Source organism: Amycolatopsis sp. NPDC048633 (assembly GCF_040650695.1).
Lineage (GTDB): Bacteria > Actinomycetota > Actinomycetes > Mycobacteriales > Pseudonocardiaceae > Amycolatopsis.
In genome coordinates this window covers 212,538-224,626 of the sequence record NZ_JBEZHS010000010.1, presented here as the reverse complement: position 1 = coordinate 224,626, position 12,089 = coordinate 212,538, and the positions used below count along the sequence as shown (strand labels likewise).

The window sequence follows — 12,089 nt, the reverse complement described above, 5'->3', positions numbered from 1 at the left end:
GCCGCCTTGGGGCGCTGGGGGCAGTCCGCGGCGCCCGCCCCGGGCTCACTCCCCGCCCGGCAGCGCCCGCTCCGCCAACAACGCCAGCTCCACCCTCAACCGCTCCCCCGGATCGTCCAACCGCGCCCCGAACAGCTCGCTCAGCTTCCTCAACCGCGCCCGGATCGTCTGCGGGTGCAGGTCCAGCAACCGTCCCAGCTCAGGCGCGCTCCCGCGGGTCTGGACCAGCGCCAGCAACGTCTCCGCCAGCTGCTCCCGGCGCCGTCCGGTCACCCCCGCCAACGGCTCCAACGTCGTCGATGCCAGCTGGGCCACCAGGAACTCGTCCGCGAGCAGCAACAACGTCGTGAGATGGTCGCGGCACCACACCACCGGCCCCGGCGCGTCCAGCAAGCCTCGGGCCGCCAGGTCCAGCGCGCGGCGGGCCACCCGGAACGACTCCGGGGCCGACTCCGGGGGCACCAGCGGACCGACCGCCGCCGTCCAGCCGGCCGGCAGTGCCGACAGCCCCGCCAAGTCCGTGTCCGGGGCCGGGGTCAGCGCGGCCGGCGGGCTCCCGAGCGGGTCGGCCGGGACGTGCTCGGGCAGCAGGCCCGGTGGGAACTCCGGCGCGCCCGGGAGCGCCCGGAACGCCACCGCAGCCACCCGCGCGGGCACCGGGAGCCCGGACGCCGCGACCAGACCGTCCACTTCGGCCGGTGTGCGGCCGCCGATCAGGGCGCGCAGCAGGCGCCGGTGCCGCTCGCCGGTGCCGGACATCGCGGCTTCCGCCGCGCTGTACCCCTCGGCGACCGCCGCCATCGACGTCTCGACGTCGGCGAACATCCCCTCGGCCGCGCCGTACAGGACGTCGCCGGACAGCCCCGCATCCCGCGCGATGTCGGCGATCCACCGCCACGTCACGCGGTTCGACACGCGCACGGCCGCCTGCACCGACTCGCGGCTCAGACCATTGTGGAACGCCTCACGCCCGTGCCCGCGGAACTCCGCCAGCCGGTCGGCCTGCCACAGCGCGGGCGTGCCGACGCGGTCGATGTCCCGCTCGATCCCGCGCCGCGCCTGCTCGATCGCCGTGGTCCGGGTAGGACCGTGGCCGAAAGTGCCGGAATATTCCGAAATTTCGGCGGCGATGCCGTCGACGCACGCCCGTGCGATCTCCGGGATCCGCGGGCGCACCACGTCGCCGAGCTCGTGGGGCAGCCGGGCCCACACAGAGCCATCGGAGGCAGCGGAACCGCGCATGGGGAATTCAGTCCTCCACTCGGGAATTGGCGGCCCAAAAATAACCCCACCACCCGAGACGGAGCGTAGAACGCCCACCCGTCCGTGTCAAAAGGACGGCACCGCGTCACCCTTTCCGGGAACAGCTCGTTGATTTTCCGTGACACATCGGTCGGATACGCTCTGGTCCGCCCGGACGAACTCGAAGGGGGATTCGTGGTCGAGTACCGCAGCTTCCGCCTGCTGGCCTCGCTGCCGCGCGCGCTGGGCGCCGGCCTGCGCCCGCACGTCGGGCACGCCGCGGCCTCGATGATCCAGGAGGTCCAGCGCGCGGTCCCCGCCTACGGCCGGCCGCTCAAGGGCGTGTTCGGCAAGGTCCTGGTCAAGAGCGTCGAGTACGCCGTGCAGCACTGCGTCGACTCGATGGGCGAGCCGGACCTGGACCACGAGCACTGGGCCGGCTTCTACCGCGGCCGCGGCCGCGTCGAGTTCACCGAGGGCCGCAACCTCGACGCCCTGCAGGACAGCGCCACCATCGGGGCCCGGGTGGCCTGGCGGGCGATGCACCCCGGCATCGTCGCCGCGGGCGTCGACCCGGCCGTCATCTCGGTCGCCGCCGAGGCGATCTTCGCCTACGTCGACGAGCTGTGCGCCACCGCGATCGACGGCTACCAGCAGGCGCAGGCCGAGGCCGAGGGCGCCGTCCCGGTCCGGCGGCGACGGCTGCTGGAGCTGATCGTCCAAGGCCCCGAAGGCGCCGCGACCAGCATCGCCGGGCTCGCCGGCGGCGCGGGCTGGCCGCTGCCGGAGACCGCCGCGATGGTCGCCCTCGAACGCGGTCCCGGCGCCGCCGATTTCCCCGCCGACCTGCTCGGCGACGGCGTCCTGGCCGACCTCGACGGCCCCGAGCCGCACCTGCTCACCCGCGACCCCGACGCCGACCTCGCACCCCTGGCGGCCAAGCTCGACGGCTGGCGCGCCGCGGTGTCGCCGACCGTGCCGCTGGCCGACGCCCCGGCCGCGTTGCGCACCGCGCGCCGGGCGCTGCTGCTGTCCGGCCCGGACACCCCCGGCCCGATCATCTGGTGCCGCGACCACCTCGCCACGCTCTGGCTGCTCGCGGAGGACTTCCTGGCCGCCGAGCTGGCCCGCCAGAGCCTCGACCCGTTCGCCTCCCTCGGCGAGAAGCAGCGCGAGCGGCTCAGCGAAACGCTGCTGGCCTGGCTGGAGACGCGCGGTGGGGCGCCGGAGATCGCGCAGCGCCTCGGCGTCCACCCGCAGACCGTGCGCAACCGCCTCCGGCAGCTGGAAGAGCTGTTCGGCGACCGGCTCAAGGACGCCGACGACCGCCTCGGCATGCAGCTCGCCCTGCGGGCTCAGCGGCTCATGCGCGCGCACCGGCCGGACGGTGAACGGGAACGCTGAGGGCGCGGTCGAGCGTGCGCACCGGCATCGGCAGCACGCGCCGCCACGAACGGCGTCCCGGCGGCGGCGACCGGAGCTGGTGATCCGGGGACGGAAAACTCGCGCGGCAGGACATCAGGGTGTCCGGTGCGTCATTGCGACCATGCCTTCGAGGAATACGCGGATACCGGCGGAATGTCGATACGCGAAACCGGTGAAACCGCCGAAACCCGCACCCGTGATCGCCTTTCCGCTCCCGTTCTTGTCATGCGCACCCGCCATTCGGCGGGAGTGGTGTTCGACACATCGGGCGCGAGTAGTCGGATGCCCTATTTTCAGGTTCGCGAGAAAGGCCGCCGATGACACTCGAGACGTACACGCTCACCCTGCACGGCCGCCGGATCCGGCTGCACGAGCACACTTCGCCGTCGGGTGCACGCGACGAAGCGATCGTGCTGCTGCACGGGATCGCGGGCAGCGCCGAGACCTGGGCGCCGGTACTGGCGCGGTGCGCCGCGCTCGGCCACCGCGTGCTGGCGCCCGACCTGCCCGGCCACGGCGAATCCGAGGCACCGCGCGCGGACTACGGCCTCGGCGCGCTGGCGAGCACCGTGCGGGACGTGCTGGCGGTGTCGGGCGTGCGGCACGCGACCGTCGTCGGCCACTCGCTCGGCGGCGGCGTCGCGATGCAGTTCGCCTACCAGTTCCCGGAAATGTGCGACCGGCTGGTGCTGGTCGGCAGCGCCGGGCTGGGCCCGGAGGTGAGCCCGGTCCTGCGGGCCACGGCACTGCCGGGCGCGCCGGTCGTGCTGGCGTGCGCGGTGAACCGGGTGACGCTCGCGATCGCGCGGGCCGCGGCCCGGCTCGGGCGCCGGCTCGGCGGGTCGTTGAAAACCGAAACACGGGAGCTGGCACGGCATTTCGGCTCGCTGGCCGACCCGGCGCGGCGGCGGGCGTTCCTGTTCATCGCGCGCAGCCTGATCGACCTGCGCGGGCAGCGCGCGAGCGCCGTCGAGAAGCTCTACCTGGCCGAAGCCGTACCGACCCTGCTGGTCTGGGGCGCACGGGACCCGCTCATCCCCGTGGCGCACGGCCGCCGGACCGCCGAACTGCTGCCGAACGGCCGATTGACCGTACGGGAAACGCGAAACACTTTCCACATGTGTCCGATCCGGACGGGTTCTGCCTGCTGCTGAACGAGTTCGTCACGGGGACCGAACCCGCGCGGCTGACCCTGGACGACGTCGTCGAGCGGCTGACGGCCGCCGCGGGGCGAAAAACACCCGCCGGAAAAGTTGTCACCCGCACACCATCCGCCCGAAGCGGAAGTGTCACCTCACCTCGCGCCAATCCACCCGATCGGGTGTAGTCCGGACGGGTTACCGCAAAGTCAGCGGAGAACCCGTTGACAGTGCCGTTCGCGCGAAATTATGTTGCCTGAGCCACAAAATCCGGACCAGCTTCGACGACGAAGAGGCCAGTTTTGTTGCCAGCAAGGATAAAACACATGACCGACGTGGACACCGGGTTCGCCGCCCCCGCACTGCGGACGGGCCGGCCCAACCCTGGCGAACGCTCTTCCGGACCGGCGTACCGGCAGCAGTCCGGGTCGGCCGACCGGCCCCGGACCGCTTACCCACCCGCCCCGCGGACCCCGGCGGAACCCCGGCCCGTGCGCGCTTCCGGCGCCATCGGGCTGTGGGCGTCGCTGCCCCGTGACCTGGCGATCCGCTTCAAGCCGCGGGTCGACCCGCTGGCCCGCGCCATCCTGCAGGAGGTCCAGCGGGCGGTACCCGAGTACCGCCAGCCGCTCGAAGGCGCGTTCGGGCACATCATCACGCAGGGTGTCCGGCAGGCGATCATCCAATGCCTCGACAGTGTCGGCACGCCCGGCGCCGTGCCGCTCGAGACGTGGACGACCGTGTTCCGCAACCTGGGCAAGATCGAGTTCACCGAGGGTCGCAGCCTCGACTGCCTGCAAACGGCCTACCGGGTCGGCGGGCGCGTCGCGTGGCGGCACATCTCCGAGTTCGGGCAGGCCGCAGGCCTCGCCGCGGACACGCTGTGCACCAGCGCCGAAGCCATCTTCGCCTACGTCGACGAGATCTCCGCGCTCTCGATCGAGGGCTACACGGCGGCGCAGACCCGCGCCGCCGGCACCCGCGCGCGCCGCCGGAGACGGCTGCTCGAACTGCTGCTCGCCGACCCGCCGTCCGCGCCGCAGACCATCAGCGCGCAGGCCGCGACCGCGCAGTGGGCGCTCCCGGCGGAGGTCACGGTCGTCGCCCTCGAACCCCGCGCCGACCAGCACAGCCTCGCCGCGCCGGACCTGCACTCCGACGTCCTCGTGGACCTCGAAGGCGGCGAGCCGTGCCTGGTCACCGGCGACGCGGAGAAGCACCTGAGGAACCTCACCGAGCGGTTGCAGGGCTGGCGCGCGGTGATCGGCCCGACCGTGCGGCTCACCGACGCGCCGCGGTCGCTGCTGTGGGCGCGCCGGACGCTGAAGCTCGTCCAGCGCGGCGTGCTGCCGGACGCGCCGGTCACACGCTGCACCGACCACCTGTCCACGCTGTGGCTGCTCGCCGACGAGTTCCTGGTCCGCGAGCTGTGTTCGCGCAGCCTGGAGCCGTTCCGGGACCTCACCCCGAAGCAGCGGGCTCGCCTCGGCGAGACGCTGCTGATCTGGCTGCAGTCCCGCGGCAGCGCGCCCGAGATCGCGAGGAAGCTCCAGGTGCACCCGCAGACCGTGCGCTACCGCATGCACCAGCTCATCGACCTGTTCGGCGACCGGCTCAACAACGCCGACGACCGGCTCGACATGGAGATCGCGCTGCGCGCGGAGGCTCTGCTCGGTTCTTGAACTCCCCTTCAACGGTGAGGTGGGCGATGACGGGACCGCCCGTCGAGACGGCCTTCGGGCCGATGCTGAGCGGCGACGGCCGGCCGGGACAGCTGTGGGCCATGCTCCCCCGCGAGCTGGCCGCGGTGTTCCGGCCGCGGCTGCTCGACGTCGCCGACGAGGTGCTGCGCGAGATCCAGCGGACCATCCCGGACTACGCGCGGCCGCTCGACGGCGCCTTCGGCAAGGCGCTGCGGGCGGGCGTGCAAGCGGCGATCCTGCAGTTCATCGATCGGATCGCCACGTCCGGGCCGGTCCCCGACTCGCGGCGGAAGGTGTTCGTCGGGCTCGGCGTGCACGAGCTCGCGCAGGGCCGCAACCTCGACGTCCTGCAGGCGGCGTACCGGGTCGGCGCGCGCGTCACCTGGCGGCGGATGGCCGAGGTCGGGACGCGGGCGGGCGTGCCGTCGGCGACGCTGTGCCTGCTGGCCGAGGCGATCTTCGCCTACATCGACGAGCTGTCGGCGTTGTCGATCGAAGGGCACGCGGCGGCGCAGGCCCGCGCGGCCGGCGCGCTCGAACGACGTCGCCGCCGGCTGCTGGACCTGCTGCTGGCGGACCCGCCGTCGCCGTCGCGGACGGTCCAGGAAGCGGCGACGGCGGCGGACTGGCCGTTGCCGGACCGGCTGGTCGCGGTGGCGCTGGACGGGCCGGTGGACGTCGCCGGGCTGGACGCGCTGGAGGACTTCGAAGACGGGACGCCGCGGCTGCTGCTGCCGGCGCCGTCGGACCGCGCGCTGTTGACCGCGGCTTTGGCCGGGCACCGGGCGGCGGTCGGACCCCCGGCGCCCCCGCGTCAGGCGGCCCGTTCGCTGGCGACGGCGCAGGAGGCGTTGCGCCTGGTGGCCGCCGACGCCCTCCCGGACGAGCCCGTGACCTGGTGCGACGATCACCTGGCGACGTTGTGGCTGCGCAAGGAGCCGTTCCTCGCGACCGAGGTGTCCCGGCGCCGGCTGGCCCCGCTGACGGCGTTGAACCCGAAGCAGTACAACCGCCTGGCGGGGACGCTGCTGGCGTGGCTGGAGACGTGCGGCAACGTCCGCGAGGTCGCCGACCGCCTGGCGATCCACCCCCAGACGGTCCGCGCGCGGGCCCAGGAGCTGGAGACGTTGTTCGCGGACCACCTGCGAGACCCGGACGACCGCTTCGAGATGATCCTCGCCCTCCGCGCCACCCTGACCTGACTCGTGTCGACTCCCCAATCACGCGTGTCGACCCCGCAATCACGAGTGATCGACGTTTCCGCACGCCAAGCCGGAAGTCCGGCGTGATCGGAGCGCCGACACGCGTGTTTGAAGGGTCGACACGCGTGATTGGGAGGTCGACACGGCCTCAGACCGGGGTTCCCGGGCTCGTGCGTCCGGCCAGTTCGGTGGCCAGGTGCCGGGCCGGGACCGCCACGTGCGGTGGGTCCAGCATCGTCCGGTGGTCGCCCGGCACGGGCTCGACGTGCAGGTCGGTGCAGCACGCGGCCCAGCCCGGCGCGGCCGCGTCCCCCGCCCGGTACAGCACGACGCGGCCCGCGTACGGCTCCGCACCGAGCGGCGCTTCGGAGTCGAAGAGCACCACGACGTCGACCCGCCCGCCCAGGGCCGCGAGCCGGCGCGCGGTCTCGAACGCCAGCACCCCGCCGGACGCCCAGCCGCCCAGCCGGTACGGCCCGGACGACCGCAGCTCCCGCAGCGCCGCGACGCAGCCCTCCACATCGGACGCTTCGACGCCGTGGCACGGGACGCCCGCGAGCCGGTCCAGCAACGGCCGGTACACAGTGGACTCGCCGAACAGCACCAGCGGCGTGCCCTCGCCCGGCCGCAACACCCGCGCCGTCCGATCGGGCGCGGTGACCCGAGTACCCGTCACGTACCCGGCGAGGTCGTCCAGGCTCGAACCCCGCAGCAGCAGCGGCACCGGCAGCGTGACGCCGAACTCGCGCTCGGCCGCCGCCCGGGCCCGCATCGCCGTCAGGGAATCGAGGCCCAGCTCGACCAGTGGCACGTCCCGGGGCACCGCGCGGCCGAGCAGCCCGGCGACGATGTCCGCGAGCCGCTCGGGCGTGGTCGCCGGGATGGGACCGGCGGTCAGCACCTCCGAGAAGAACGGCCGCCGGACGAGCTCGGGGAAGCGCCCGGCCACGCGGCCCGCGTCGAGCCGCGCGATTCCGACCGACGGCCGGTCCGAGCCGAGCACCGCGGGCAGGGCTTCGAGGCGCTCGGCCACCGGCGTCGGGTCCAGCACGGGGTCCACGCCCCAGTTGACCGTCGTCGCGGGCAGGCCGCGCGAGCGTCGCCAAGCGGCGAACGCGTCCAGCCACGCGTCCGCCGTCGCGAGGGCCGTCCGATCGGGCGCGCCGAACAACGCCGCCGACGACGAATACGTGAGCCACCAGTCCGGTGGCGTGTCGGCGGTCGCTTCGTGCAGCCGCCGCGCACCGAGCACCTTGGGCCGCCACACGGCCGCGACGTCGTCGCCGGGGACGCCCGCCGCGTGCACGATTCCCCGCAGCGGCAAGCCGTCTGCGGTGGCCGCGGCGATGAGCCGTTCCGCGACACCAGGTTCCGCAATGTCGCCGACGACGGTCACAATATCCACTTCGGACAGTCCACTCTCACCACCGTGCCGTCCGCAAAGGACGATCCGCGTCGCGCCATTGCTTGCCAGCCAGCGCGCGGTGGCCAGTCCCAGCGCACCGAAGCCGCCGGTGATCACTTACGCGCCCGGCCCGGTCGACACGCCGTCGACGAGCGGGACGCGGGTCAACCGAGCCGCGTACCGCACGTCGTGGCGCCAGCGCACCTCGTCGTCGGGCGCGTCCGAACGCAGCTCGCGGACGAGAACGTCCACATCGGACCGCGCGTCGCAGTCGACGAGCGTCGCCCGCAACCCCGGCCGTTCGAAGGCGAGCACCCGCACCAAGCCGCGCAGGAACGCCAGCCCCGGCTCGCCGCTCGACTGCGTGACCAGGTGGAACCGGACGCCGGGCCCGAGGCGGGTGAGCACCGCCAGCACCGTGCGCAACAGGTCCTGAGCGTCCTCGGGATCGTGGTAGGCGTGCGGTGCCCCGGCGAGGAAGACGACGCCGCGTACCGGCCGCTCGGACAGGAACCCCGGCAGCTCGTCGAGGTCGTCCTGCGGCAGGGAAAGCGCTTCGTCCCCGGCCGCGGCGAGGGAGAGGGCGAGCGCGACGGCCCGCCCGAGCGCGGCCGGGTGCTCGTCGGTGAGCAGCAGCCACGAACTCCGACCCGCCGACGGGAAAGAGGGCAGCGGCACCTCGGGCCAGGACGTCCCGAACGCACGGGCGGCGAGCGGGACACCGCCGGGAGCCTGGACGCGGACATCGGCGAAGTCGGCGACCACCTCGCCGTCGTCGGTGACGAGCTGAACCACGCCATCGGCCGGCGACGCCTCGCACCGCACGCCCCGGCTCGGATCGCCGAGCAGACGGACCCGGCCGAACCCGGCCGGCAGCGGGGACTCGGTCAGGGTGCGCACGCAGCTGCCGGCCAGGACCGGGTGCAGCGCGTACCCGGGCGGTGGTGACGTCACCGCCGCGGAGACGGGTTCCTCCACTTCGGACAGTGCGAGGGGCGCGGGCTCGGTATCGGCCGAGACCCATGCCGTCGCGTGCCGGACCCAGCCCGCGCCGGCCTTCGCCCGCACCACGGCGGTGCCGTCGGCCCGGATTTCCGTGCTGAGCAACGTTTCCCCAGGCACCGCCAGCATCCGGTGCACTTCGAGGCCGTCGACCCGGACGCGGCCCGTGCCGAACAGCTCCCGGGCGCCGGCCAGGAACAGCTCCAGGAACCCGGTCGCCGGGAACACCACGACGTCGTGCACCCGGTGCTCGCCCAGCCACGCGGGGGCGTCCGGCGCGATCGTCGCCTGCCACAGGTGCCGACCCTCGTCCGGCACCTCGACGCGGGCGCCGAGCAGCGGATGGCCGACGGTCCGCCGTCGCGGCCGGAACGTCCGGTGCTCCCACGGGGGCGGGGGCAGGTCGAGCACGGGCGCCTCCGGGTACCGCCGGTCTAGCACCGCCGGGTGCCCGGCTGTGTGCAGTTCGGCCAGCGAGCGCGCGAAAACGTTCTCTTCGCCGTCGCGCCGGCTCAAGGTGGGCAACGTCCGGACGCCGGCCGCGGTCTGCTCGACGGCGGGCAGCGCGATCGGGTGTGGCGAGATCTCGGCGAACCACCGGTGCCCATCGGCGACGGCGGCGGCGACCGCCTGGGTGAACCGGACCGGACGCCGCAGGTTGGCCGCCCAGTAGCCGGCGTCGAACGCGGGCGCCGAGCGCGGGTCGTCGAGCACGCTCGAGTAGTACGTCGTCGCGGGCGGCCGCGGCCGCAGTTCTCCGAGCCCGGCGCGAAACCGGCCCAGGATCGGGTCGACGGCGGCCGAATTCCCGGTTCCGGCCAGGCGTCGCGCCAGCCGCCCGAGACCGTCCACATGGGACACCAGCGCGGCGATGTGCTCAGCGCTGCCGGTGACCGTGCACTGCGCCGGCGACGCGTGTTCGACGACCGTGACGCCCGGGCACCCCAGTTCGAGCACCTCGGCGGCGGACAGCTCGACGACGGCCATCGCGCCGGCGGGCAACTCCGCGAGCAGGTTCGCCCGGCTGACGACGATGTCAAGCCCGGCTCCAGCGTCCAGCGCGCCGGCGACCACCGCCGCCGCGATCTCGCCCGTCGAGTGCCCGAGCACGGCGGCGGGTTCGACGCCGTGCGCCCGCCACCACGTCGCCAGGGCGACCTGCAGCCCGAACACCAGCGGCGGCACAACGGCGGGGTCGCCGAGCGGCCGGCGCAACGCGCCCCGCAGCGAGAACCCCGCCTTGGCCAGGAACAAGGGCTCGAGTTCGGCCACCGCGGCCCGGAACTCCGGTTCGGCGCCCAGCATCCGCCGTCCCATCGCCGGCCACTGCGAACCGGCCCCCGAGAACACGAAGACCGGGCGCGGCAGCTCGCGCCCGGCCGTGCCCCGCACGACGTCCACTGTGGTCCCGCCACCGGCGACAGCCCGCAGGCCCGCGACGAGGGCAGCGCGGGACGACGTGACGACGGCGACCCGCAGCGGCAGTTGTTCCCGGCGCCGGGCGAGCGTCGCGGCCAGGTCGCCCGGTGCGGTGCCCCGGCCGGGCCCGGCGAGCCAGTCCGCCAGGTCCCCGGCCCGGCGGCGCAGGGCGGGCTCCGACCGGGCTGACACCGTGAAGACCTGCGGCCGGCCGTTCCACCGCGAGCCCGGCGTGGCGGGCTCGAGCGGTTTCGGCCATTCCTCGAGCACGACGTGCGCGCCGGTGCCACCAGAGCCGAACGCCGAAACCCCGGCGCGCGCGGTGCCGGCGTACCGCGGCCAGGGGGCGGGCTTGTCCGGCGACAGCGGGATCCGGCCGTGCCAGAGGGCCAACACCACCTTGATCAGCCCGAAGATCCCGAACGCCGCTTCGAGATGACCGAAGCCCGTCGCCGCCGAGCCGACCAGCAGCGGCTGCCGGGGGTCGCGGTTCCGGCCGAGCACGACGTCGAGGGCCGGTGCCGCGGCCGGGTTCGTCTCGACATAGTCCACAGTGGAGGGATCTGACCCGGCCACGGCATGCGCGTCGGCGAGGATCTGCTCCTGTGCCGCCGGGCCGGTGGTCCAGCCGATCGCGCTGCCGCGGAGCACCGCCAGCACGCGGTCGGCGTCGCGGCGGGCGTCGGCGAGCCGCTTCAACACCACCACTCCGCAGCCTTCTCCGGTACCCGGCGGCGCGAACCGTACGTGCGCCCCGGCGGCCAGCGCCAGGTCGGCCTCCCCCGCCGCCAGCGCGCGCACCGCGTGGTGGACGGCAACCAGCGCCGCCGAATCCGCCGTGTCCACGACCAGGCTCGGCCCGCGCAGGTCGAACCGGTCCGACACCCCGTTCGCGATCGTCGATGCGGCCACCCTGGCGTCGGCAAACCGCGCGAAGTCCGCAGCCGAGACGCCGGCGAACACCCCGGTCCGGCTGCCGCGCAGCGTGCCGGGCGCGATGCCGGCGTGCTCGAGCGCGGCCCACGTCGTCTCCAGGAGGATCCGCTGCCGCGGGTCCATCGCCGCGGCGTCGGCCGTGTCGATCCCGAAGAACGCGGCGTCGAACCCCGCCAGGAACGCACCCCCACGGTCGGGTGCCACGACGCCGGTCAGCAGCGCCCGCCACAGCTGGCCTGGCGACTCGACGCCGCCCGGCAGCCGGCAGCCGACACCCAGCACCGCGACCGGCTCACCGGCCCGGGGCCGCGGCCGGGTGTCCGGCTCGGCCAGCGCCGCGGCCAGCGCGGCGATCGACGGGTACCGCCCGAGCAGGCTCACTTGCGGCTCGCGGCCGAGCAGTTCGCCCAGCTCGGCGGCGACGGTCACCGCGTCCCGCGACGACAGCCCCAGGTCGGCCAGTGGGACCCGGGCGTCGACCGACTCCGGCGCGAGACCGGCGAGCCCGGCGATCCGCTCGGTGAGCCACCGGCGCAGCTCACCGGGGTCGGTCATCGCGGACCGTCCGGGGTGCGCGGGCCACCCGTGTCCGAAGTAGACAGACGTTCAGCGCTCG

The 12,089-nt window shown here is 74.2% G+C and carries 6 protein-coding genes and 1 pseudogene; 4 read left to right on the top strand and 3 right to left on the bottom strand.

From position 1 onward, the window contains the following. Positions 1-45: 45 nt before the first annotated feature. Positions 46-1,242, bottom strand: coding sequence for a helix-turn-helix domain-containing protein (locus AB0C38_RS20740; RefSeq protein ID WP_360675549.1), 1,197 nt, complete (start codon positions 1,240-1,242; stop codon positions 46-48). Positions 1,243-1,437: 195 nt separating this feature from the next. On the opposite strand from AB0C38_RS20740, the gene AB0C38_RS20735 reads away from it, so the two are divergent. The 4 genes and pseudogenes from AB0C38_RS20735 (at position 1,438) to AB0C38_RS20720 (ending at position 6,711) form a co-directional block, all read left to right on the top strand. After that, positions 1,438-2,646 (top strand): helix-turn-helix domain-containing protein, encoded by a 1,209-nt coding sequence (locus tag AB0C38_RS20735; RefSeq protein WP_360675546.1) that lies wholly within the window; start codon positions 1,438-1,440, stop codon positions 2,644-2,646. A gap of 338 nt (positions 2,647-2,984) precedes the next feature. Then, positions 2,985-3,994 (top strand): annotated as a pseudogene (locus AB0C38_RS20730) (alpha/beta hydrolase). Between the two features lie 303 nt (positions 3,995-4,297). Further along, a complete protein-coding gene (locus AB0C38_RS20725) occupies positions 4,298-5,488 on the top strand; it encodes a helix-turn-helix domain-containing protein (RefSeq protein ID WP_360675640.1) in 1,191 nt (396 codons plus the stop codon). A gap of 26 nt (positions 5,489-5,514) precedes the next feature. Beyond that, the gene (locus AB0C38_RS20720) at positions 5,515-6,711 is read left to right on the top strand and encodes a helix-turn-helix domain-containing protein (protein ID WP_360675542.1); all 1,197 of its coding nucleotides are present in this window, start codon (positions 5,515-5,517) and stop codon (positions 6,709-6,711) included. Positions 6,712-6,859: 148 nt separating this feature from the next. On the opposite strand, the gene AB0C38_RS20715 is transcribed toward AB0C38_RS20720, so the two are convergent. Together AB0C38_RS20715 and AB0C38_RS20710 are read right to left on the bottom strand one after the other, a co-directional pair. After that, the gene (locus AB0C38_RS20715; RefSeq protein WP_360675539.1) at positions 6,860-8,233 is read right to left on the bottom strand and encodes a KR domain-containing protein; all 1,374 of its coding nucleotides are present in this window, start codon (positions 8,231-8,233) and stop codon (positions 6,860-6,862) included. Further along, positions 8,234-12,028: an acyltransferase domain-containing protein gene (locus tag AB0C38_RS20710; protein WP_360675536.1), complete on the bottom strand. Its 3,795-nt coding sequence runs from the start codon at positions 12,026-12,028 to the stop codon at positions 8,234-8,236. Positions 12,029-12,089: the final 61 nt, after the last annotated feature.

What these genes read in the sequence shown, in the direction of transcription:
- AB0C38_RS20740 (WP_360675549.1), bottom strand. Translation starts at nt 1,242, where the DNA reads ATGCGCGGTTCCGCTGCCTCCGATGGCTCTGTGTGGGCCCGGCTGCCC.
- AB0C38_RS20720 (WP_360675542.1), top strand. Translation starts at nt 5,515, where the DNA reads ATGACGGGACCGCCCGTCGAGACGGCCTTCGGGCCGATGCTGAGCGGC.
- AB0C38_RS20710 (WP_360675536.1), bottom strand. Translation starts at nt 12,028, where the DNA reads ATGACCGACCCCGGTGAGCTGCGCCGGTGGCTCACCGAGCGGATCGCC.